Here is a 22,686-nt window from a genome sequence, read left to right on the forward strand (position 1 = left end):
CGTTCGTCCTGGGGGTCCTGTCCCCCACCTCCGCCACCCGGGCGGGGGTGTACTGCAAAACGGTGGCGCTGTACTGCGTGTCCACCAGCCTCATCTCCCACGACCTCACCGACACCGTGGGCGTGCCGCCGGCGACCGCGACGACGGTCTTCGCGGTCGTCCTCGCCGTCGTGTTCGTGGTCTGGTACCGGAGTGAGCGGACCCTGTCCCTCCGCCACATCGACACCGCCGGCCGCGAGTCCTTCTACTGGCCGGCGGTGTTCTTCGCGTTCGCCCTGGGCACCGCCGCCGGTGACCTGGTGTCCGAGCGCCTGGACCTCGGGTACTGGCTGTCCGCCGCCCTGTTCGCGGCCGCCATCGCCGCGGTGGCCATCGCGCACTTCGCGCTGGACCTGGACGCGGTGTGGAGCTTCTGGATCGCCTACCTCCTCACCCGCCCCCTCGGCGCCTCCGTCGGCGACTACCTCGCCCAGCCCACCGGCGACGGAGGCCTGGGGCTGGGCACCGTCGTCACCGGCGCCCTCTTCCTGACGGTCGTCCTCGGCACGGTCGTCTACCTGTCCGCCACCCGCGTGGACGTCTCCGAACCGGAGCACCCGGCGGTACCCGCGGCCTGAGCCGCGGGAACAGCGGTACGGGGTCGCCGGGGGCGGACCGCCGGCCCGGGCCGCAGCCTGACGACGGCGTCCAGGCCGCCGCCCGGCGCCGCGTTCAGGGCGACGTCTCCGCCGCCGGCCCGGGTGAGCCGCTGAACCATGGAAAGGCCCAGGCCGGTGCCGTCGTGGTGGGCGTCGGCGGCCCGCCAGAAGCGGTCGAAGGCCCGTTGCCGGTCGGTCTCGGTCATGCCTGGGCCCTGGTCGATCACATGCAGTTCGACCGTGCAGCCGTCGTCCGCCGTTGCGGTGGTGGTCGCCAGGGTGATCGTGGTGCCGGGCGGCGAGACGGACAGGGCATTGGACAGCAGGTTGTCGAGGATCTGTTCCAGTGCGCCCGCGACGGCCCACACCCGGCCGACCTCGGGCCCGGTCACCGCGATGCCGACACGCTGATCGCCGGCGAACGCCGTCCAGATGGCGGCGCGGTCGGCGACGACGGCGTCGAGGTCCACCACCTCCTGGGTGATCGCCGAGTTCTCCAGCCGGGCGAGGGCGAGCAGTCCCTGGACCATGCGGCTGAGACGGGCGACCTCGTCGATCGCGTCGCCGAGGCTGTCCTGGGCGCAGGCGGCGAGGTGGGGTTCGAAGTTCTCCAGACGCAGGCGCAGGGAGGTCAAGGGCGTCTTGAGCTGGTGTGACGCCTCGGAGGCGAAGGCCTGCTGGGCGTGGAGCAGGTGCTGGAGCCGGGTCGCCGTGCGGGTGAACGTGGCCGTCACCCGGCGTAGTTCGGGCGGTCCGCGGTCGGTGTCCGGAGGGTCGGTCAGGCGGCCGTCGGCCAGTTGCGTGGTGGCCCGTTCCAGCGCCCGCAGCGGGCGGGTGATCCAGCGGGCGAGCGCGAAACCGATCAGCGCGACGACCGCCAGCACGCCCAGGCCGACGACGCCGAGTGCGACCCAGGTGGCATGCACCTTCTCGGCGATCGGGGTGAGCGGGTACAGGGTCCGCACGACGCAGGGGACGGTGTCGCCGGACCCGCCCGGCACGGTGGCGAACAGGACCTTGACGCCCGGGACGAGGTCGTCGCGGATCCCGGTTGCGGGACGGTCGCGGAGGGCGGTGGCGATGTCCGGCTGGGAGGAGAGGTTCGTGCCCACGGCGGTCGCGTCGGCGGAGTCGGTGAGGACCGTGCCGCCCCGGTCGGTGATGACCACACCGCTGCCGGTGCGCCGGGCGTAGTCGCGGGCGAACTCCGGCAGGTCGGACGCCCGCCCGTGTTCGAGTTTCTCCTCGCACACGGAGGCGAGCGTGACCGCGCCCAGTTCCGCCGTGTGGGAGAAGCGGTTCAGCTCGTTGCGGGCGTAGACGAAGCCGAAGGGAACTTCCAGGGCCAGCAGGACGAGCGCCATGAGGCTGAGGTAGCTGAGCAGCAGACGGCGCGTCATCGGGCGCTTCCGCGGGGCCGGTCCGGTGCGGCCGGGGCCGGGCCGGGGCCGGTGGGCGGAACCAGACGGAAGCCGATGCCGCGGATGTTCTCGATCCAGGAGGGGTCACCGAGCTTGCGGCGCAGGGCGGCGATGTGCACGTCGAGGGTCTTCGTGGGGCCGAAATAGTCCGGCTCCCACACCGTGTCGAGGATCTGCTGGCGGGAGAAGACGGCACCTGGATCTTCGGCGAGGCAGACGAGCAGGGAGAACTCCTTGGGAGCCAGGGCGATCGGCACCCGGCCCACCCGGACCTGACGGGTTCGACGGTCGACGCTCAGGGGACCGATCCGCTGGGCGCCGGCCGGGTCCCGGGCGCCGGAGGCTCCGGGCATCGGATCACCCGCGTCGCCGGGCACGGCTCGGGTGCGTCGGGCCACGGCCCGGATCCGCGCCACCAGCTCCCGGACCCCGAACGGCTTCGACACGTAGTCGTCCGCGCCCAGCTCCAGACCGAGCACCCGGTCGGCCTCGGAGTCCCGCGCAGTGATCATGATGATCGGGACCGCGGAGCGGGCTCGTAGCTCCCGGCAGACGTCGATGCCGTCCATGTCGGGAAGCCCCAGGTCCAGGAGCACCATCGCCGGCTCCGCGGCGGACAGGCCTTCGGCACCGGTGCGCGCGTGTTCCACGCTGAACCCGAAACGGCCCAGTCCCTCCAGCAGGGGCTCGGCCACCCGCTCGTCGTCCTCGATCAGCAGCAGATGCATGCCGACAGGCTCACAAACAGCAGCCCCACCGCGCTGTACAACCGCCGCGCCATTCCCTCGTATCAGTGACCCTTCGGGTTTCTCATGTGACGGCGGCACGCACACGGTCATCCATGGCCGCGCGTCGCGGAATTCAGCCGGATGGCGGACTCGTGGAGGAGGGTGGTGTCGGGAAATCCAGAGTCTTGCCAGCTCCTGGTGAGGAGATGGTTAAGGAACAGCACGTCGGGACCGCCGGGATTCCGCGGGAGCGCGTGGTGCAGGCAGGTGGAAGTAGCCCATGACCTGCGACTTGATGCCGCGCGGGCCGCGCGGCAGGCGTGGCTGCGCCGTGCTGTGGGCCCTGGATGTGCTGCCGTCACGCGCTGTGGCAACACTCATGGGCGGCCCTGATTTTCCGGCGTTTCAGGGATTTCGTCTCCGGGCTCTCTGAAAACCGCCTGTATTTCCGCTTGATCGGCGCTTACACGCCTTCCCGTAGTGTCCGAGGCGCGGTCCGATTCAGGTGCGCCGCGTGCTGGAAAACCACTCGACCTCCGGGAATCCGCCATGCCCTCAGATGCCTCCGACACGTCCATGAGTCCTCCGTTCCCGCACGGGAGAGGTGAGGGGAAGTCCGAGAGGGCGATCGACGAACTGCGGCGGGTGCGCCCGGATCTGGCGGAGCCGTTCGCGGCAGCCCTCCCCGGAGCGCGGGCCACCGTCCTGGGGCGGCTGTGGGGTGCCCTCGCACGGGAGCCGCTGCCCGGCGTGACCGTGCGGCACCGCGAGGCGGACACCCTCGTCGTGACGCTGCGGAACGGTGACCGGCTCACGGCACCTCACGCCTGTGCCCAGCGGTTCGCCCGGACGCCCGAGGACTTCACCGTGTCGGGGCCCGCGGGGCCGGTGCGCGGTCCGGCGCAACTCCTCGCCCTGCTGGGGCTGTCCGGGTCGGCCGTGGGTCGGCTCGCCGCCGAGCTGGACAACAGCGTCGTCAACCTCGCGCTGGCCCGCGCCGCGAATCCCGAACGGCACGGCAGGCCGCGCGATTCGGCCGACGCGGAGCAGGCGGTGGTCGACGGCCACCCGCAGCACCCGTGCTGCCGTACCCGTACCGGCATGTCCGTGGCCGAGGTCCTGGCCTACGCGCCCGAGCACCACCCGGTGGTCGAACTGGCCCTGCTGCCCGTCCCGGCCGACCGCTGGCAGAGCGCGGGCACCTGGCCGGCGGAGCTGCGGGACGGCGACACGTTCCTGGTCCCGGTCCATCCCTGGCAGCGGGACCACGTACTGGCGCGCCACCGCGACCTCGCCGTGACGGGGCGGACCATCCCGGCCCGGCCGCTGCTGTCGCTGCGGACGCTCGCACCGGTGGCCGAGCTGCCCGGCCGTCACATCAAGACGGCCCTCGACGTGCAGGTCACCAACTACCGGCGGACCATCTCGCCGGCGGAGGTGGCCGACGGGCCGGCCCTGTCTGAGCTGGTGTCGGCCGTCGTCGACAAAGCCGGGTTCGGCGACAGCCTGCGGGTGCTCCGGGAGTCGGGCGGTGGCGCGGTCCGGGTCGGCGGACGGGCGTCCGGCAGCCTGGCCGCGATGGTCAGGGAGTCCACCGACTCGCACCTCGGCGACGGTGAGATCGCCGTCCCGCTGACGGCGGTGCACGCGACCGGCGCCGCCGTCGTGGCGGGCGATCCGGTGTGCTGGCTGCGGGACTTCGCCACGCTGGTGCTGCCGCCCGCGCTGACCCTGCTGTCCATGGGCGTCGCGCTGGAGGCCCACGGCCAGAACACCCTCGTCGTCCTCCGGGACGGGAGGCCGCTGCGCGTGCTCTACCGGGACCTGGACGGGGTCCGGGTCAGCCCGCGCAGGCTCGCCGCCCGGGGATTCACCCTGCCGCCCCTGGCCGGCACCCGGGCGGGCGACGACCCGGACGCGCTGCGCACCAAGCTGTTCGGCGCGCTGCTCAGCGGGGTCTTCAGCGAACTGGTCGACGTCCTCGCCCGCACCCGCGCCGTCGACACCGGGACGCTGTGGGAGACGGTGGCCGAGGCCGGTCGCCGGGCGTACGCCGAACTGCCGGACCACGGGGACGAGGCCGTCTTCTTCGGCGACACCCTGCCGCTGAAGGCCACCATCGCGATGCGTCTGGCCGACGACCCCGGCAGGGCCCAGTGGACCCCCCTCCCCAACCCCCTCGCCCGCTATCGCCACTTCTGACGCACGGGAGCCTGCCCATGACCACCTCCGCCCTCGCGCCCGGCACCGCCACCGCGGCACGGACCGATCAGCCGGACGGGACCGCCGACGCCGTCACCGCCCACACCCTGCTCAACTGCCTCGTCCGCGAGGTGTCCGCCCCCGAGCACCAGGTGACCGTCGACCACGACCACCTCCTGCTGCGCCTGCCCCACCGCGGCCTTCTGCTGCGGGCCCGGCTCCGCCGGGTCTCGATGATCGGCGCCCACCGCTTCGAGGGCCCCGTCCAACGACTCCACGACGCCGCATGGGCCACCGTCGACTGGCGGGAACTCGCCGGCTACGTCCAGGAGGAACTCGAACTGCGCACCGGCACGGTCAACGACGAGTTCCTGGACCAGGTCGCCGACAGCCACGACACCATCCGCACGACGCTGGAACACCGCGCCCGTCCGGCACCGCAACCGGAGTTCGGTCCTGACCTCTATCTGGCCTCGGAGCAGGCGCTGGTGTTCGGGCACCGCTTCCACCCCACGCCCAAGGCCCGCAGCGGGGACCCGGCGGACTGGCTGGCGTACGGGCCGGAGACCGGGGCCCGCATCCGCCTGCACCACCTGGCCGTACGCCGTGAACTGGTGCGGGAGGAGGGCGAGTCGGGGGTGCTCGACAGGCTGGGTCCGCCGGTGGACCCGCAGTACGTGACGCTCCCGGTGCACCCCTGGCAGCTCCGGTTGCTGCGCGGCCACGAGGGGCTGTGCGCGGCGATGGCGGAGGGCGCCGTCGTGGACGCGGGCGTCGGCGGGCCCGCATGGGTGCCCACCGCGTCGGTGCGAACGCTCTACCAGCCGGACGCGGACACCTTCCTGAAGTTCAGCCTCAACGTCCGTATCACCAACTGCCTGCGCAAGAACGCCGGTTACGAACTGTCGGGTGCCATTGCCCTGAACCGGCTGGTCCAACCCGTCATGACCCGGCTCGCCGACCGTTTCCCCGGCTGCGCGCTGCTCGCCGAGCCCGGCTACCGCACCGTCGCCGCCGGCGGCGACACCGACCTGGCCGAGGGTTTCGGCGTCATCGTGCGCTCCGGCCTGCGTCCCCACCTCCGTCCGGGCGTGACGCCGCTGCTCGCCGCCGCGGTCGCGGACGAGTACCCCACCAGCCAGGCCCACGTCTCCCACCTGCTGACCCGCGGCGACGGAGACCTCCTGGCCTGGTGGGCGACGTATCTCGGGTTGCTGCTGCCGCCCGTGCTGGCCGCGTACTTCGAACACGGCATCGTCCTGGAACCCCACCTGCAGAACGTCGTCGTCGGCGTGCGGGCGGACGGCATGCCCGCACAGATGCTGTTCCGCGACCTGGAGGGCACCAAGCTCCTGCCCCGCCATCACGAGCGGTTCCTGTCCACTCTGCCGGAGGACGTCCGCGGGCCGTTGACCTACGACGCCGAACGCGGCTGGAACCGGGTCGCGTACTGCCTGCTGGTCAACCATGTCGCCGAGGTGCTCGGCGCCCTGGCCGACCTTCGGCCGGCCCTGGAACCCGCGCTGTGGGGCCTGGTCCGCGACCGCATCGGCGCCTACGCCCGCTCCGCCGGTGAACCGCCCCGCCTGCGTGCCCTGCTCTCCGGCGTCCCGCTGCCCGCCAAGGCCAACCTCCTGCTGCGCTGGGCCCGCCGGGCCGACCGGCACGCCCACTACGTTCCCCTGCCCAGCCCGCTCGGCGCGGACTTCCCCCGCGAGGTGACGCCGTGAGGCCCGCGCTGCTCCACCACATCGGCCGGCTGGCCGACGACGACCTGCCCGCCTACCTCTACGACCTGTCCGGCCTGCGCGAACACGTCCGCGCCGTCCGGGCCGCGCTGCCCCGCCGCGTCGAACTGCTCTATGCGGCGAAGGCCAACTCCGACCCCCGTCTGCTGCAGACCCTGGCCGAGCACGTCGACGGGTTCGAGGTCGCCTCCGGCGGCGAGATCCGCCACGTCCGCGGCCTCCTCCCCGCAGCGCGGATCGCCTTCGGCGGCCCCGGCAAGACTCCGGCGGAACTGGCCGAGGCCCTGGACGCGGGCGTGGAGCGCCTGCACGTCGAGAGCGAACACGAGTTGCGCACGCTGACGACCGTGCTGGGCGACCGCACGGTCGACGTGCTGCTGCGCGTCAACGTGCCCGTCCTGCTCCGTTCGGCCTCCCTGGTCATGGGCGGCTGTCCCAGCCCCTTCGGTCTGGACCCCGCCCAGCTGGACCCGTGCCTGCGGATCATCGCGGCCGACGGCCGTATCCGGCTGCGCGGGCTGCACGTCCACCTGGCCAGCGGCCTCGACGCGCGCGCCCACCTGGCCCTCGTCGCCCAGGTCATGGCCTGGGCGGACCGCTGGGCGCACCAACAGGGGATCGCACTCGCCGAGGTCAACATCGGCGGCGGGATGGGCGTCGACTACACCCGTCCCGACGAGGTCTTCGACTGGGCCGCGTTCGGCGTCGGGCTGTGCCGGACGCTGGAGCGCCATCCCCGTGTCACGCTGCGGATCGAACCGGGCCGCTCGGTCACGGCCTACTGCGGTTGGTACGTCACCCAGGTCCTGGACGTCAGACGCAGCCGCGGCCAGGCGTTCGCCGTCCTGCGCGGCGGCACCCACCACCTGCGCACACCGGCCGCGAAACAGCACGACCAGCCCTTCGAGGTCATCCCCGACCGGTCCTGGCAGCACCCCTGGCCCCGCCCGGAGGTCCGCGGCGAGCCGGTCACCCTGGTCGGACAGCTCTGCACGCCCAAGGACGTCCTGGCCCGCCGCGTCACGGTCGACCGGCTGCGGACCGGCGACCGGATCGCGTTCGCCATGGCCGGCGCCTACGCGTGGAACATCTCCCACCACGCCTTCCTCATGCACCCCCACCCGGCCTTCCACCACCTCGACGACCTGGACGCGCCCGTCGCGGACGCGTACGCAGGCCGACCGACATGAGATCGCGGTGCCGCCCGTCCCCCGGCAGACAGCACGGTTCGGCGCTCGCCACCCTCACCGTCCGGGCCTTCCGCCGTTACCTGCTCGGCCAGCTGACCTCCAACATCGGCACCTGGATGCAGCGAGCCGCCCAGGACCTGCTGGTCCTGCAGCTGACCGGCAACAGCGGCAGTGCGGTCGGCATCGTGACCGCCCTGCAGTTCCTGCCCCAGACCCTGTTCGGCCTCGCCGGCGGAGCCCTCGCCGACCGCTGCCCCGGACGCCGGCTGCTGCTGATCACCCAGACCACCATGGCGGCACAGTCACTGCTGCTCGGCGTCCTGACCGTCACCGGCACGGTGAGCCTGCCCGCCGTCCACGCCCTGGCCGTGGCCCTCGGCACCGCCACCGCCGTGGACGGTCCCGCCCGCAACGCACTCATATCCGACCTGGTCGCCCGCGACCAGGTGGCCGCCGCGGTCAGCCTGAACTCCGCCCAGTTCAACGTCGCCCGGATCCTCGGGCCCGCCGCCGCGGGCCTGACGGTGGCCGCCGTCGGGACCGGCCCGGTGTTCCTGATCAACGCGGTCTCCTACCTGGCGGTCCTGTACGGGCTGTCCGCCGTTCCGCCCGGTGAACTCCGCCACCCCGACCGGGGCCGACCCGGCGACAAGCGCCTGACCGACGTCTTCCGCCACATCGTCGCCACTCCGGAGCTGGTCCAGCCGATCGCGCTCATGGCCTTCGTGGGCACCTTCGGACTCAACTTCCAGGTCACCGTCTCCCTCGTGGCCGTCACCGTCTTCCACTCCGGCGCGGCTGCCTTCGGCTACCTCTCCGCCGCCTATGCCGCGGGCAGCCTCGGCGGCGCGCTCCTCGCGGCCAACGGAAAGCGACCGCCGACCGCACGACGCCTGGTCACGGCCACCGTCGTCTTCGGTGTCCTGGAGGCCGCGCTGGGCCTGATGCCCGGCTACGGCACGTTCATGGCCCTGCTGGTCCCCGTCGGCTTCGCCTCGGTGATCGTCACCACGACCGCCAACGCCCTGACACAGCTGCACGTCGACCCGCGCCTACGGGGGCGTGTGCTGTCCGTCTACTTCCTCGTGCTCCTGGGCGGCACCCCCATCGGCGCCCCCCTCGTCGGTGTCGTCTCCGACGCCTTCGGCCCCCGCTCCGCGCTGCTCCTCGGAGGCGTGATCTCAGCGGCGGCCGCACTCGCCCTCGGGGCTCGCGGCACCGCCGACGTGGCAGTCAGGATGTGTTCAGGTTCCGGCTGGCACAGTCGGGCACCATGACCGATGAAACGTCTGCTGGTCCGGTGGTTGCCGAGGCGGGCTCACCCCGTTTCTCCGGCACTCGCGCGCCGCACGGGTTGAATCCCGGGACGAATTTCCTGGAATTATCGCCGGCTTTACCGGCCGGGGTTCGCGGGAATGAGGGCCTCCCGAAATAGAGAGCCATTCCAGGAACGCCAACCCTGTCGAAGTCATGCCGCGGACCTGCGAATACGACATCGCGCTGAGCCGTGCATTTCCAGAAAATCACCGTTCCGCAGACGTGAGGGACGCCCCTCCGTGCTGCCACCCGTTCCATGCGAGGGTCACATGACAACTGCGACGACGTCCGAGGGCCTTCGGACGCCTGCCAGGCAGATGCTGAACAAGGTTCCCGAGGTCACGATCTGGTTCTGGATCATCAAGATCCTGTGCACCACGGTCGGCGAGAGCTTCGCCGACTGGATCAACATGAACCTCGGCGTGGGCCTGATCAACACGGCGTTGATCTTCACCGTGGTTCTGGCGGGCGTCATGGGCTGGCAGCTCACCACCAAACGCTATGTCCCGTTCGTGTACTGGCTCACCGTCGTGGTGGTGAGCGTGACCGGCACCCTCTACACCGACATCCTCACCGACAGCCAGGGCGTCCCCCTCGCGCTGAGCACCAGCGTGTTCTCCGCCCTCCTGGCCGTCGTCTTCGGGATCTGGTACGTCCGCGAGCGGACCCTGTCGGTCCACACCATCACCACCCGTCCCCGTGAGCTCTTCTACTGGCTCGCGGTCCTGGTCACCTTCGCCCTCGGCACCGCGACCGGCGACTGGACCCTGGAACTGACCGGCTGGACGCCGGGAGTCTCCGTGTTCCTGCCTCTCGGGCTGATCGTCGCGATCGTCCTCGGATGGCGCCTCGGCGCCAACGCGGTGCTCTCCTTCTGGCTCGCCTACATCCTCACCCGCCCGCTCGGCGCCAATCTCGGCGACTGGCTCGGCTCGCCCGGCGGCGACGGCGGCCTGGGTCTCGGCACCGCGGTGACCAGCGTGATCTTCCTGGGCGCGATCCTCGCCACGGTCGTGTACCTCACGGTCAGCCGCAGCGATGTCATCGAGACCGACGATCTCTCTCATGCCCCGCGGGCGCTGGACCCCGCGCGTGAGCGGATCATGCTCGGTTACTACGCCGTCGTGGCGGTCGCGACCGCGGCGCTCCTCGTCTGGGCACACCACCAGCCCCACGCGGCCCTGGCCAGTGAGGAGGACGCCCCCGCACCCGTGACCGCCCACCTCACGCCGAAGCAGGCGACGTCGCCGTTCCCTCCGGCCGAGATCGCGAAGTTCCGCACGATCGCGGCCGACACCCTGGCCAAGCTCAATTCGGGCAGCCAGTCGGCCGCGACGAGCCGGGTGACCGACCTCGAAATCGCCTGGGACAAGGACCAGTCCACTCTTGAGCCCAAGAGCGAGCAGTCCTGGCACTTCCTCGACGGCGAGATCGACCAGGTCCTGACAGCGCTGCGCGCCCCGAGCCCAGACAAGGCCACCGAGGTCAAGGCACTCGACACCCTCCTCACCTCACTCGGCTGACCTGCCACGACGACGACGGACCGCCTCGGCGTATCCTCTGCGCCGAGGCAGTCGGCAGGCCGAGCCGGAGTCGGCACACGGACCGCCGGCAGCCACGGCCGCCGGCGCGAGTGCGACTTACTCTTTCGGCTTGCAGGAGTTTCCGGGGAGGGTGTCAGCGTGTCCCGGGCAGGCCCCACAGGGGGCACCCGGCGGGCGGTCCCGCGGCGATGGCGGGGCCGTGTTCTTGGTTGAGGAGTGGCGAGAATGAGCGAACACCGGCGCCGACCGTCGGGGAGGAGCGCGCCGCCCGGCGCATCGTCCGGCATACCGTCCGGCTCCGACGGTGTGCCGGACGGCGGCCGGGCCGCGGCACGCAGGGCTGCGCGGGCCCAGGGCGGGCGTACCCGCCGCGCGGCGGGCACCCGACGTACGGACGCCCGGCGTACGGATGCCCGGCGTACGGACGCTCGGCGTTCCGGTCGGCGCCGTCTGATCGACTACCCGCGGGCGGGCAGGCGCGGCGTCCGGCGGTGGCTGCCCTCGTGGAAGCTGGTGTCCGGCACCTTCCTGCTGTTCGTCGGCGGCCTGGTCGGCCTGTTCGGCTATGCCTACGCCACGACGACGATCCCCGGCGCGAACCCCAGTACACAGGCGCAGAGCAACACCTACTACTGGTCGGACGGCTCGGTGATGGCCACCCAGGGGTCGACCAACCGGCAGAACGTCGATCTCGCGCAGGTCCCGAAACTGGTCCAGTGGGACTTCCTCGCCGCGGAGAACGCCACCTTCTACTCCGATCCGGGCGTCGACACGCAGGGCATGCTCCGTGCCGTCTACCACATGGCCACGGGCGGTGAGGTGCAGTCCGGATCCACCATCACCCAGCAGTTCGTGAAGAACACCTACCTCAACCAGGACCAGTCGGTCGGCCGCAAGCTCAGGGAGATCATGATCTCCCTGAAGATCGGCGGCCAGATGTCCAAGCAGGAGATACTGCAGGGCTACCTCAACACCTGCTACTACGGCCGGGACGCCTACGGGATCGAAGCCGCGGCCCGTACCTACTACCACGTGCACGCCGTCCAGCTGAACGTCAGCCAGGGGGCCTTCATCGCCGCCACGGTCAACGAGCCGAGCCTGCTGATGCACGCCGACACCGATCCGCAGGCCAAGGCCCAGGCCAAGGCACGCTGGACGTACGTCCTGGACCGCATGGCCAAGATCCACCAGATCACCGACGCCCAGGAACAGCACTACCTGGCGGCAGGGTTCCCCACGCCCAAGCCGTACACGCCCTCGGCGGGAATGTCCGGGCAGACCGGTTACCTGACGCAGACCGCGGCGAAGTACGTCGAGGCCCACACCTCCCTCACGGACCAGCAGCTGGAGCGCGGCGGCTACCAGATCTACACGACCTTCGACAAGAAGAGGGTGAACGCGCTGTCGGCGTCCGTCACGGCGATGGAGCACCGGCACCTCGACCCGAAGCACCGCTCGGCCGACAAGAACGTCCAGGTCGGCGCGGCGTCGATCGATCCGTCCAGCGGCGCGATCGTGGCACTGTACGGAGGGGCCGGCTGGAACAAGGGGCACTGGACGGACAACGCGGACGCGACCGGTGTGCCGGTCGGCTCCACCTTCAAGCCCTTCGACCTGGCCGCCGCGCTCGACCACGGCGCCGTCCTCGCTCCCGGGCAGCCGGCCTCACCGATCACCCCGGCCTCGAAGTTCGACGGCGACGACGGCATCACCATCAAGAACCAGCAGGGCCAGGAGCTGCCGGACCCGAACGACCCCACGGGGCTCCTGCACCAGCGCAACGACGTGTCCACGAAGTGGGGTTACATCACCCTGCGCAAGGCGATGGAGGAGTCGGTCAACACGCCCTACGTCCAGCTCGGCGAGTACGTCGGCTACGACAACGTGGAGAGCGAGGCCCTGAAGGCGGGGCTGCTGCGCACGAGCCTGCAGTACGACACCCCGGGCTTCTACATCGGCACCTCCACACCGTCGGCGATCCGCATGGCGGACGCGTACGCCACGTTCGACGACGGCGGGATCCAGCACGAGCCGTACTCGGTGACCAAGGTCGTCGCCGACGGCCGCCAGCTGTCCGGCTTCGCCAAGCCCAAGGGCACCACGGCCATGCCCTCCTCGACCGCCGACACCGTCACCGACGTCCTGCAGGACGTCGTCAAGCACGGCACCGGTACCCACGCCCAGGCCCTGGGCCGCCCCGTGGCCGGCAAGACCGGCACGACCGACGACTACAAGTCCGCCTGGTTCATCGGCTACACCCCGCAGCTGACCACGGCCGTGAGCATGTTCAAGGAGGACCCGAAGAAAGCCGGCCTGCAGTCCATGCAGGGCGTCGGCGGCTACGCCAAGGTCTTCGGCGCCGACATGCCCACCGAGGTGTGGACCGGCTACATGACCGCCGCCCTCCGGGGACAACCCGTCCAGCAGTTCCCGCCCGCACCCCAACTGGGGCAGGGCACGGACGAATACGGCGCCCCCTCGCCCACACCCTCCGCCACCGCACCCCGGAGCACACCCACCGCCACCCCGACCGCACCGGCCCCCCGGAACCACACCACCGCACCGTGCCACCGGCATCGGAGGCACTGCGTCAGCGCAAGTCCGACCGACACCACCGGCACCACCGCCGGCGGGCTGCTCGGCGGCACGACCGGCGGCACCACCTCACCCTCACCGACGACCGGCTCACCGACCCCGGCCTTCACCCGCGGAGGACCCTGAGCCGCCTCACGGTGGCCCTGGCTCTCCGCGGTCCGCACGCCACGCCGTCCGACCAGGCACGCGGCAGGCGTTCAGGCTCCGTTCAGGTACCCGCTGCCAAGGTCAGTGGTGGTGATCGCCCCGTCGCGGTCGCCCGTCAGGCAGGGCGCTCGCCCCCAGTGCGGGGCGGGCGCCCTGCCGTACGACCACACAAGGAGCCCCCCACCTTGCAGCAGCCGAAAGTCCTCACCGACGCAGACGTCGCGAGCACGACGACATCGGTGATGAAGAAACTGCCCGAAGTCACCCTGGTCTTCTGGATCATGAAGATCGCCGCGACGACCCTGGGCGAGACCGCCGGAGACCTCTTCTCCCAGACCCTGAAGCTCGGCTACTTCCTCACCACGATCGCGCTGTTCCTGATCTTCGTGGTGACGCTCGTCGTCCAGCTCCGCTCCAGCCGCTACAACCCGTTCTTCTACTGGACGGTGATTCTCTCCACCAGCATGGCCGGCACCACCATGTCCGACTTCATGAACCGCGACGCCAGCGCCAAGTACCTCTCGAACGGAGCCACTTCACTGGGCTGGGGACCACAGGGCCTGGGCCTCGGCTACCCGGCGGGAGCGGCGATCCTGCTCTCGATCCTGATGGTCATCTTCGCGGTCTGGCGGCTGAGCGGGATGACCTTCCAGATCCGTGACATCGTCACCTTCCGCGGCGAGGCCCTGTTCTGGTCGGCGATCCTCGTCTCCAACACCCTCGGCACCTCCATGGGCGACTTCCTCTCCGACAGCTCCGGCCTCGGCTACGCCGGCGGCGCCCTGCTGGTGACCGGGCTGCTCGCCGTCCTGGTCGCGCTGATGAAGGTCCCCGTCGTGCCGAACGTCCTGCTGTTCTGGATCGCGTTCGTCCTCACCCGCCCGCTCGGCGCCACCGCGGGCGACTTCCTGACCAAACCGGTCGCCAAGGGCGGTCTGAACCTCGGTACGGCCGGTTCCTCGGCCGTCCTGCTGGCCGTCCTGCTCGGCCTCATGGCCTACGCGCACGTCCGGGAGCGCAGGACCCGCGCCGAACACAGGTAACCGCTCGGCCCGCTCGGTCACCAGTACAGCAGCCACCGGCCGTCGCACCACACCCCGTGCCCCTGGAGGGTGAGCCGCTCGTCGTCGGGTTGCACCCGGCTGCTGGGGGCGACCTGGTGCAGTGTGTGGCCGGAGTGGAGCACCATCCGGCCCACGGTGTAGGGGACGTACTGCAGCGGGTGGAAACGCTTGAGGTCGGCGACGGACTCGACCCAGCCCTTCGCCAGTGCCCGCCGGAACTGCTCGTGGCTCACGTCCCAGACGTTCAGGCCGCCGCCCGCCGCGGGCAGCCGGATGGGCAGGGTGAAGGAGATGTGCCGGGTCAGGTCCGTGTCGGGGGGCCAGGAGATGGACTGGTACTGCAGGTCGAAGTGCAGGGGCGCGATCGGCTTGGTGAACACCGCGGCGGACAGCCAGACGTGGAAGCCGGGCAGACCCAGGTGCTCGGGAAAGCCGACGTCGGCCGCCAGATGCTTGCCGAGGAGTTCGGCGAGGCGCGTGTAGAGCCAGCCGAAGGAGTCCTGGAGCAGCGGCCGGGAAGCGTCCGCGTGCCGCTGGTAGTCGGCCGACCCCGGGTTCGGTGCGAGGTCGAGGTAGCTGGGTGCGCCCAGGGTGAAGAAGGCGGCGGGTTCCGGACCGCGCGGCGTCCAGTGCCGGCGGAGTCCGTGCACGGCGTCGCGGAGTGCGGCGCTGTCCGCCGCGGTCAGTACGTCGAGCGAGTCGATCACGAGTGCGTCCCCCGGAGCAGTCCGAGGAGTGATGCGGTGATGGTGCCGCCGAGCCGCCGGTCGTACCAGTCGTACGCGGGCATGGGGTTGACCTCCAGGCACCAGTAAGTACCGTCGTCGGCCAGCTTGAAGTCCCAGCCCGCGAAGGACATGCCCTGCCCGGCGGTGTGCCGGACCACCTGCTCCGCGAGGCTCGCGGGGAGTTCGCAGGGGGTGAACCCGGCGTCCCCGTCGGTCCGGTAGTCCACCGCGGCGGACACGATCTCCTCCGCGTGCACCCGGTCCCCGACGACATGGACGCGGACGTCCCGGCCCGGAACGTAACGCTGGAGGTGTACCGGGCCCTGACCGGGCTCGAAGTCGGCCAGGTCGGCCGCGTCGACGAGCCTGCTGGTGGCCCGCACGCCGGAGAGCGCCTTGACGATGGTCGGCCCGGCCGCGGCGAAGGCACGCAGGCGCTCCGGGGACGAGCCGGTGACGCTCGCGGGCACCCGGAAACCGGCCCGGGCCAGCGACAGTTCGTGGAGCGGTTTGGACCCGTTGTCGGACCGGATCGAGGGCCGGTTGACCACCAGGCCGGGGATGTGGTCCAGCCAGGCGGTCAGCGCCGTGGTGAGCCAGCGCCAGCGCTGGGCCGACGCGCGGTCATGCTGAAGGGCCGCCAGGTCGGCGACACGGCAGTAGTAGGACCCCTCGGGGTCGAGGACCTGGCCGTCGAGCCTCGCCGACCGGTCCTTGCCCACGGTCAGCTGCCAGTCGCCCGACTCGACGACCTGCCGCAGGTCGACGGCCCGTACCGGTACGGCCTGGGCCTCGGCCTCGGCGACGAAGTGCGCGAACGTGCTCTCGGAGTTGAGGCCGACCGCGTAGATCATGGGAAGAGGACCTTCACGAGTTGGGGACCCAGGCCGAGCCAGACCATGCGCAGCTGTTCCACGTCGGGGAAGGGGTCCACCGCGACCGGCCTGGCCCGGGTGAGGTCGGGTGACAGCCGCCAGACCACGGCCGCGAGGTCGAGCCCGAGCTTCGCGACGATCTCGGTGCTGCGCCCCTCCAGGCCGAGCCGGTCCAGATCGACCGGACTGCTGCGCCATCCGTGGTTGCCGAGGACCACCACGCTCTCGAAGAGGGGGTCGGGGTCCGACCACCTGGCCCGGTAGGGACCGTGGCCGTCGGCCGAGGGGCCGCGGCCGTCCGGGAGATCGGGCCAGGGGCGGGTGTGCCAGGAGTCGAGGTCCTGTACCCACCACTGGGTTCCCTCCTCCTCGGAAGGACCACCGGACGGCTCGGACGGCTCGGACCGCTCGGGCGGCTCGGGAGGCCGGGAGGAGAAGATCTCCGGCGAGCCGACGGGCAGACCCGCCCTGAGTTCTGTGAGCGCCGCGGACGGGGACACCCGGGTGCCCGGTCCGCCGGCCGCCGGGCGGTTGATCACCGGAGCGGGAGTCAGCGCGGCCACGGCCCACAGGTGGGCCAGGCACTCGTTGAACTGGAACTCCGCGTCGAAGCTGACCCGCAGCAGCGGCGGGGCGGGAAGCCGGACGAACATCGGCAGCGCGGGTTCGACCACCGCCGCGGAGCCGTCGACGGTGAGGGTGAACAGCTGCGCGGCGTCGAACACGTCGAGGATCGTCGCCGGGTGGCCGCTGTCCAGCACGAAGTCCCGTACCTCGACGGCCACCGAGTCCTCCGGGTCGGCGACGACGACCAGGCCGGAAGGAGCGCGGCCGGGCGCCTCAGATGACGACACCGCGCCTCCTCAGCAGGCGGTTGACACGGGAGCCGCGCAGCGCCTCGGCGGCTTCGCCCGGCCCGTCCGCGAGGGACCCGGCCGGTGTCTCGCCCCCCTGGGCCATTCCGGCCGAGCCGGGGGCGGGCGGCTCCTGCGGTTGTGGTGCGAAGGCGGCCGGGCCGGGCGGGGCCATCGCCCCGTCGAAGCTGTCCTTGCCGTCTTTCGAGTCTTTCGAGTCCTTGGAGTCCTTGTAGTCCTTCGTATCCTTCGTGTCTTTCGTGTCCTTGAAGTCCTTGGTGTCCTTGGTGTCCTTGAACTCCTTGACCTCTTTGCCTTCCTTCCCGTCCTTTCCGTCTTTGCCGTCCTTGAAGTCCTTGAAGTCCTTCGTCCTCTTCCTGGCCGTCGGCGGGACGCCCTCCGCGGGCATGCCCACGTCCTCCTGCCCGGAGAAGATCCGGCCGGGCTGCGGGGTGTTCCACAGCAGCGCCGTGACGTCGCGCCGCTCGGCGGCCGCGAGGAACGGCCGTATCCGTGACTCGTCAATGGTCCACGTCATGCGTTCACCTGTCCTGGCGACTGGCGGGATGCCGCGCGATACAGCCGCAGCGCCGCGGCCAGACGCCGCTGGGCATCCCTGTGGTGTGGGTTGAGGTTGAGAATCAAGTGGTTCACACCGAGTGACGCGTACGCCCGCAGGCCGTGCGCCACGTCCTGCGGCGAGCCGGTGAGGATGTCGGCGTCCGGCGGTGCCGCGGGACCGGGGCTGGCCGGGGTGCCGTCCTCCTGGTCCACACGGACGTTGACGCCGAGGGTGATGCCCAGAGCGGCCGGATCACGTTTTTCCCGTAGGCAGGTCTCCCGCACCCGTTCCAGGATCTCTACGCTGCCCGACGGGGACCCGAACCAGCAGGCGTTCCACAGGTCCGCGTACCGGGCGGCCAGCGCGGTCATCCGTGGTCCGCGTGCCCCCACCAGGACGGGCGGGCCACCGGGGCGCGCGCCGCGGGGGCGCAGTTCGCCGTCGCGGAGCCGGTGGTGGCGGCCCGCGAAGTCGGCGCGCCCGGTCCGCAGCAGCGTGACGATGATCTGCAGCGCCTCCTCGAAGCGGTCCACCCGGTGGTCGAAGGGGATTCCGAAGGCGTCGAACTCGGGGGCGTGCCACCCGCTGCCGAGGCCGAGGACGAGCCGGCCGCGGCTGACCTCGTCGAGGGTCACCGCCATCTTCGCCAGCACCGCGGGGTTGCGGAAGGCCGTGCACAGCACGAGCGTGCCGAGTTCGACCCGGTCGGTGGCCTCGGCGAGAGCCGACAGCACCGTCCACGACTCCCAGATGCCCTCGGTCGGTCCGCCGGCCTCGCGGAACAGCAGGTGGTCGAAGACCCAGACCGAGTCGAAGCCCGAGTCCTCGGCCTGGAGGGCGAGTGCCCTGATCTCCCCGTACGACGGCTGCCCCCACGGATACTCCGCGAGGGGCAGAACCAGGCCGACCTTCATCGCGTCCCCCCGTGGGCGAGCCCGGACCTCTTTCGGAAATTACAGCAAGCGACGAGTGGTCACAACGGGCGCAGGGGGCGGTACTTGGACGAACGGGAGCACGGATTCGGACTCCCTCGACACGCGGCGTGGCCGCGGCCATCCTGGTTCGGAGCGGACACAGCGGCGTGGCCCGGGGGAGCGGGAGGGGCCCGACCATGTCGGGAGTATCGGGGGCGGCCAGGGCCGCGGTCGTGGTGGTGGCGGGGCTCTGCGCCCTGTGCGTACCGGCGCTGGTGCTGGTGGCGGTACTGGTCGATCTCGACACGGCCGACCGGGTGGCGAGCGTGGCCGGGGCGGCCGCCGGGCTGGTCGGGCTGGCGCTCTCGACGATCGCTCTGCGGCGTGCGGACACCGTGACGGTACAGGCCCGTGGCGACGGGGCCGTCGCCGCGGGCGGGCACGTCACCCACAGCGCGACAGGGCCGAACAGCAGGGTCACGGGGCGGGTCACCCCGCCCACCCCGCCCGCCACGGGCGGCGCCGGCACGCGCCGGGTCGTGGCCGAGGGCGGGGGGACGGTCGCCGCGGGCGGCGACGTCAGCGGCAGCGCGCTCGGTGAGGGGAGCGAGGTCGACGGCCAGTGATCCCGTTCACCTGGTTACGGCGACTCCGGCGGTCCGCGGGCGTCGGCCCCGGGGGCCCGGGCCCGACGGCCGCCGTCTCCGGACCGGCCCTGCGGGTCGCCGCCGAGGGCCAGGGGGCCGTCTCCGCCGGAGGGGACATCATCGCCAGCCCGGTGGGCGCGGGCAGCAGTGTCGTCAACATCTTCGGCCCCGAGCCCGAGCCACCCCCCGACGAGGCACGGATCGACCGGGAGCTGGCCGACTACGCGGCCCAGGTCCGCTCGTCCCACGGACGCCTGGACCTGGAGGTGCTGATCCCCTCTCAGGCGGGGGAACACCCTGCGGTGGAGCTCCAGGCGGTGTTCGTCCCACCGCGGCTCCGGGCCGACCCGCCGCCCGTGGAACTGCCCAGGGAACTGCGGGAGCGGCTGGAGAGCCTCGACGGGGCCCTGCCGCCGGGAGAGCTTCCGCCGGGGCTCGACGAGGAGTCACTGGAGCGGGTGCGCCGGGCCTACCGGGAACGGCGGCCGCTGGAGTCGCTGGAGGTCCTGACCGATCCGCAGCAGCAACGGGTCGTCCTCCTGGGCGATCCCGGGGCCGGCAAGTCCACCTTCGCCCGCTACCTGGCCCTCGCGCTGACCTCCGAGACCGTGCCGGAGCCCCTGGCCGGACTCGCCGGCCGGGTGCCGGTGATCGTGGAACTGCGCAGGTACGCGGACGAGAGGTGGCGCGACCGGTCCTTCGAGGACTACCTGGGCAGCCTCAGCACCCTGGAGCGGATGTCGGTGCCGCGCGGTGTGCTGGACGTCCTGCTGCACGCAGGCCGGGCGGTGGTGGTCTTCGACGGTCTGGACGAGCTGTTCGAGCCCGTGGTGCGGGCCGAGGCGGGGCGGCGGATCGCGGCCTTCGCCGAGCGGTATCCGGGCGTGCGCATCGTGGTGACGTCCCGGGTCATCGGCTACCGGCGGGCTGTCCTGGACAAGGCGGGATTCCGGCACTACATGATCCAGGACCTGACGAAGGGCCAGATCGACGAGTTCGCGAAGCGCTGGTACGCGATCGTCTGCCCGGGAGACCCCGAGCTGGCGGCACGGCTGCACCAGCGCATGACCGACGCGGTGGAGGCATCCCGGCCGGTGCGGGATCTGGCGGGCAACCCGCTGCTCCTCACCATCCTCGCGATCATCGGCCGACGGCGGCAACTGCCACGTGACCGGCTGGGCGTGTACGAGCACGCCGTGGACCTGCTGGTGGCCCGTTGGGACCAGGAGGTCAAGGACCTGCCGAACCCGGTGCAGGCCGACATGCGGATCATCGACAACAAGGACCGCCTGGCGCTTCTCAGACTGCTGGCCCGGCGTATGCAGGAGGGCCAGGGCGGCAGCGTCGGGAACCACATCCACGGCGACGACCTGGAGCGGCTGTTCATCACCCACCTGGAGCAGCGGTACCGCTCCCTGTCCAAGGAACGGACGGTCCTCGCGGCCAGGGGGATGATCAGGCAGCTCCGGGAGCGGAACTTCATCCTCAGCCGGTTCGGCGACGAGGTGTACGGCTTCGTCCACCGCGCGTTCCTGGAGTACCTGGCGGCCGACGACATCGCCCGCCGGTACCAGCGCGACCGCGAGTGGGGCGAGGAGGAACTGGTCCGGGAGGTCTTCGAAGCCCGAGCCCGGGATCCCGCCTGGCACGAGGTGCTGCTGCTGCTCGTCGGCAAGCTCGGCGAGCGGGACGCCGCACGCGTGATCGACGCACTCCTTCGCCTGCACGCCGAGGACGTACGGAAGGGCCGGCACGACATGCTCGCCCTCGCGGTGCGGGCGCTGGCCGAGGTCGACCGGATCGACCTCGTCGCGCCCCAGGGCAACGCCGTGGTGGACGCCATGATCGACCTGCTGGAACGCAACCTGGGCTGGACGGCACTGGACGCGCTGGAGAGCATGCTCCCGGCGCTGTCCCTCCTCGGTCCCGAATGGGAGGGGCGGGAGCGCTACGTGCGGTGGTTCCTGCTGCGCGGCCAGTTCCAGGCGGAGCATCGCATCGCATCGGGCATCGCCTGCGCCCTGCTCTCCAGTCCGGAGGCCGTGCTTCTGCTGGCGGAGCACAGTCCCGACTCGGCGACCCGGGCCGAGGTGCTGCGCCAGGTGCTCGACCGGTGGCCCAACCTGCCCGCCGCCTGGGATCTCGCACGGGGTGCGCTCGACGCCCGTGACGCGGAGTCCCGCCGGGGAGCACTTGAATGCCTGGCCAGGTACTGGAGCGACGATGCAGGTGTCCGGGAGCTGCTGTTCGACCGTGCCACGGCCGACCCGGCTCCGGAAGCCCGCAGAGAAGCACTGGAATCCGTGGCGGAGCGGTGGCCGGACAGCGAAGACGCCCACGAGCTGGTCGTACGGGCGATCGAGGCGGAGCCCGATCCGGGTTCCCGCCGACTGGCCCTCCAGGTCCTGAGACGTCACTGGGCCGAGCGCGAGGACACCTGGGACGTCATCTCCGACCGGGCCCTCGCCGACCCGGACCCGGAACCCCGGCAGGGGGCGCTGCGGCTGCTGGCCCTCCACCGCACGGACCACAGCGGAGTCCGGCAACTGCTCGTGGAGCGGGCCGTGGCGGACCCGGACCCGGGCCCGCGCGCCGAGGCGCTCGAAGTTCTGGCACGTTTCTGGAACGACGGCGACGAAGTCCGGGAACTGGTGGGACGGCAGGCGACCGCAGATCCGCATCCCGAGGTGCGGCGGACTGCGCTGACAGTCCTGGCCTGGCGTTGGGAGGAGCATGAGGGCGTTCGGGACCTGCTCTTCCTGCGGGCGCTCACCGATCCGGATCCGGAGCCACGGATGAAGGCGCTGGAAGGTCTCGCATGGCGGTGGAAAGGCGACGAGGATGCCTGGCGACTGGTCGTGCGCCAAGTGGTGGACGACCCTCATGCAGACGTCAGACGCGGGGCGATGCAAATCCTGGCACGCCGTTCGGAAGATCGCGGGACCACGCGGGACCTGCTGTGGCGGCGGGCGCTCGACGAGCCCGACCGGAAACCGCGGGCCGAGGCGCTCTGGCTGCTGACGGAGTTCTGGGACGACCACGAGAGCGTACGGAACCTGCTGTTCGAGCGGGCCGTCGCCGACCCCCGGTCGGGACCGCGCTGGCTGGCAGCGCAACTTCTGGCCCGCTACTGGCCCGATCGTGAGGATGTGCAAAGCCTGATCGTGGACCGCGTGATCGCCGATCCCTCGTCCGTCAACAGACGCAATGCCCTGAACTGGGCGGCCTGGCTGCGGGAGGCAGAGCCGGACACACAGGAGACGGTCCGGTCCGTGGCCCGCACCGACCCCACTCCCAGGGTCCGTATCACCGCACTGCGCGTGCTGGCCTTCGGCTGGCCGCGTCAGCCCGAGACCGCCGACTTTCTGCGTGGACGTGCGGACGACGACGAGGACGAGAGGGCACGTGCGGCTGCGGCATGGGCACTCGCGACCGCCGAGGCGTACGCGGCGTTCCCGGACGACACCCACTGACCGCCCGGCCGACACGTCTGCCGCCGTCCGCGCACCGAA

17 protein-coding genes are annotated in these 22,686 nt (G+C 71.5%); 10 read left to right on the plus strand and 7 right to left on the minus strand.

The window, feature by feature from the left end; translation table 11 throughout:
• A partial coding sequence (locus ACFWPQ_RS16495) for a hypothetical protein (RefSeq protein ID WP_384034323.1) occupies positions 1–617 on the plus strand: 617 nt, incomplete at its 5' end.
• Here the strand turns inward: ACFWPQ_RS16495 and ACFWPQ_RS16500 are convergent.
• Positions 554–2,038, minus strand: a complete 1,485-nt coding sequence (locus ACFWPQ_RS16500; protein WP_384034326.1) for a sensor histidine kinase — start codon at positions 2,036–2,038, stop codon at positions 554–556. The two genes, ACFWPQ_RS16495 and ACFWPQ_RS16500, sit on opposite strands and share 64 nt — an antisense overlap.
• Positions 2,035–2,787, minus strand: a complete 753-nt coding sequence (locus ACFWPQ_RS16505) for a response regulator transcription factor (protein ID WP_384034328.1) — start codon at positions 2,785–2,787, stop codon at positions 2,035–2,037. The genes ACFWPQ_RS16500 and ACFWPQ_RS16505 overlap by 4 nt, the downstream gene beginning before the upstream one ends.
• A gap of 576 nt (positions 2,788–3,363) precedes the next feature.
• On the opposite strand from ACFWPQ_RS16505, the gene ACFWPQ_RS16510 reads away from it, so the two are divergent.
• The 7 genes from ACFWPQ_RS16510 (at position 3,364) to ACFWPQ_RS16540 (ending at position 14,573) form a co-directional block, all read left to right on the plus strand.
• A complete protein-coding gene (locus ACFWPQ_RS16510; protein ID WP_384034331.1) occupies positions 3,364–4,989 on the plus strand; it encodes an IucA/IucC family protein in 1,626 nt (541 codons plus the stop codon).
• 17 nt (positions 4,990–5,006) lie between these two features.
• On the plus strand, positions 5,007–6,719 hold the full coding sequence (locus ACFWPQ_RS16515) for an IucA/IucC family protein (RefSeq protein WP_384034334.1): 1,713 nt from the start codon (positions 5,007–5,009) through the stop codon (positions 6,717–6,719).
• Positions 6,716–7,927, plus strand: a complete 1,212-nt coding sequence (locus ACFWPQ_RS16520; protein ID WP_384034337.1) for a type III PLP-dependent enzyme — start codon at positions 6,716–6,718, stop codon at positions 7,925–7,927. Before ACFWPQ_RS16515 ends, ACFWPQ_RS16520 begins: the two co-directional genes overlap by 4 nt.
• Positions 7,924–9,204 (plus strand): MFS transporter, encoded by a 1,281-nt coding sequence (locus tag ACFWPQ_RS16525; RefSeq protein ID WP_384034340.1) that lies wholly within the window; start codon positions 7,924–7,926, stop codon positions 9,202–9,204. The genes ACFWPQ_RS16520 and ACFWPQ_RS16525 overlap by 4 nt, the downstream gene beginning before the upstream one ends.
• Before the next feature lie 357 nt (positions 9,205–9,561).
• Positions 9,562–10,767, plus strand: coding sequence for a hypothetical protein (locus tag ACFWPQ_RS16530; protein ID WP_384034343.1), 1,206 nt, complete (start codon positions 9,562–9,564; stop codon positions 10,765–10,767).
• 246 nt (positions 10,768–11,013) lie between these two features.
• The gene (locus ACFWPQ_RS16535; RefSeq protein WP_384034345.1) at positions 11,014–13,509 is read left to right on the plus strand and encodes a transglycosylase domain-containing protein; all 2,496 of its coding nucleotides are present in this window, start codon (positions 11,014–11,016) and stop codon (positions 13,507–13,509) included.
• Positions 13,510–13,715: 206 nt separating this feature from the next.
• Positions 13,716–14,573 carry a hypothetical protein gene (locus tag ACFWPQ_RS16540; protein ID WP_384034348.1) on the plus strand — a complete coding sequence of 286 codons (858 nt, stop codon included), beginning with the start codon at positions 13,716–13,718 and terminating at the stop codon, positions 14,571–14,573.
• 17 nt (positions 14,574–14,590) lie between these two features.
• Here ACFWPQ_RS16540 and ACFWPQ_RS16545 read toward each other — a convergent pair whose 3' ends face one another.
• Genes ACFWPQ_RS16545 through ACFWPQ_RS16565 form a run of 5 tightly spaced genes read right to left on the minus strand, consistent with a single transcriptional unit; the run spans position 14,591 to position 18,527 of the window.
• Positions 14,591–15,301 carry a hypothetical protein gene (locus tag ACFWPQ_RS16545; RefSeq protein ID WP_384034350.1) on the minus strand — a complete coding sequence of 237 codons (711 nt, stop codon included), beginning with the start codon at positions 15,299–15,301 and terminating at the stop codon, positions 14,591–14,593.
• Positions 15,298–16,176 (minus strand): RimK family alpha-L-glutamate ligase, encoded by an 879-nt coding sequence (locus ACFWPQ_RS16550; RefSeq protein ID WP_384034353.1) that lies wholly within the window; start codon positions 16,174–16,176, stop codon positions 15,298–15,300. Before ACFWPQ_RS16550 ends, ACFWPQ_RS16545 begins: the two co-directional genes overlap by 4 nt.
• A complete protein-coding gene (locus ACFWPQ_RS16555; protein ID WP_384034355.1) occupies positions 16,173–17,051 on the minus strand; it encodes a hypothetical protein in 879 nt (292 codons plus the stop codon). Before ACFWPQ_RS16555 ends, ACFWPQ_RS16550 begins: the two co-directional genes overlap by 4 nt.
• Entirely contained in the window at positions 17,038–17,589 is a 552-nt protein-coding gene (locus ACFWPQ_RS16560) for a hypothetical protein (RefSeq protein ID WP_384034358.1), read from the minus strand. Before ACFWPQ_RS16560 ends, ACFWPQ_RS16555 begins: the two co-directional genes overlap by 14 nt.
• Entirely contained in the window at positions 17,586–18,527 is a 942-nt protein-coding gene (locus ACFWPQ_RS16565; protein WP_384034361.1) for an LLM class flavin-dependent oxidoreductase, read from the minus strand. The genes ACFWPQ_RS16560 and ACFWPQ_RS16565 overlap by 4 nt, the downstream gene beginning before the upstream one ends.
• Before the next feature lie 197 nt (positions 18,528–18,724).
• Here ACFWPQ_RS16565 and ACFWPQ_RS16570 point away from each other — a divergent pair, with 197 nt between their 5' ends.
• Both ACFWPQ_RS16570 and ACFWPQ_RS16575 read left to right on the plus strand, forming a co-directional pair.
• Positions 18,725–19,153, plus strand: a complete 429-nt coding sequence (locus ACFWPQ_RS16570) for a hypothetical protein (protein ID WP_384034364.1) — start codon at positions 18,725–18,727, stop codon at positions 19,151–19,153.
• Positions 19,150–22,647 carry an NACHT domain-containing protein gene (locus tag ACFWPQ_RS16575; protein ID WP_384034367.1) on the plus strand — a complete coding sequence of 1,166 codons (3,498 nt, stop codon included), beginning with the start codon at positions 19,150–19,152 and terminating at the stop codon, positions 22,645–22,647. Before ACFWPQ_RS16570 ends, ACFWPQ_RS16575 begins: the two co-directional genes overlap by 4 nt.
• Positions 22,648–22,686 lie beyond the last annotated feature (39 nt).

This window comes from Streptomyces sp. NPDC058464, assembly GCF_042721035.1.
Lineage (GTDB): Bacteria > Actinomycetota > Actinomycetes > Streptomycetales > Streptomycetaceae > Streptomyces.

Coding starts and splice junctions, on each gene's coding strand:
- ACFWPQ_RS16500 (WP_384034326.1), bottom strand. CDS start 2,038: ATGACGCGCCGTCTGCTGCTCAGCTACCTCAGCCTCATGGCGCTCGTC.
- ACFWPQ_RS16505 (WP_384034328.1), bottom strand. CDS start 2,787: ATGCATCTGCTGCTGATCGAGGACGACGAGCGGGTGGCCGAGCCCCTG.
- ACFWPQ_RS16510 (WP_384034331.1), top strand. CDS start 3,364: ATGAGTCCTCCGTTCCCGCACGGGAGAGGTGAGGGGAAGTCCGAGAGG.
- ACFWPQ_RS16515 (WP_384034334.1), top strand. CDS start 5,007: ATGACCACCTCCGCCCTCGCGCCCGGCACCGCCACCGCGGCACGGACC.
- ACFWPQ_RS16525 (WP_384034340.1), top strand. CDS start 7,924: ATGAGATCGCGGTGCCGCCCGTCCCCCGGCAGACAGCACGGTTCGGCG.
- ACFWPQ_RS16530 (WP_384034343.1), top strand. CDS start 9,562: ATGCTGAACAAGGTTCCCGAGGTCACGATCTGGTTCTGGATCATCAAG.
- ACFWPQ_RS16535 (WP_384034345.1), top strand. CDS start 11,014: ATGAGCGAACACCGGCGCCGACCGTCGGGGAGGAGCGCGCCGCCCGGC.
- ACFWPQ_RS16550 (WP_384034353.1), bottom strand. CDS start 16,176: ATGATCTACGCGGTCGGCCTCAACTCCGAGAGCACGTTCGCGCACTTC.
- ACFWPQ_RS16560 (WP_384034358.1), bottom strand. CDS start 17,589: ATGACGTGGACCATTGACGAGTCACGGATACGGCCGTTCCTCGCGGCC.
- ACFWPQ_RS16565 (WP_384034361.1), bottom strand. CDS start 18,527: ATGAAGGTCGGCCTGGTTCTGCCCCTCGCGGAGTATCCGTGGGGGCAG.
- ACFWPQ_RS16570 (WP_384034364.1), top strand. CDS start 18,725: ATGTCGGGAGTATCGGGGGCGGCCAGGGCCGCGGTCGTGGTGGTGGCG.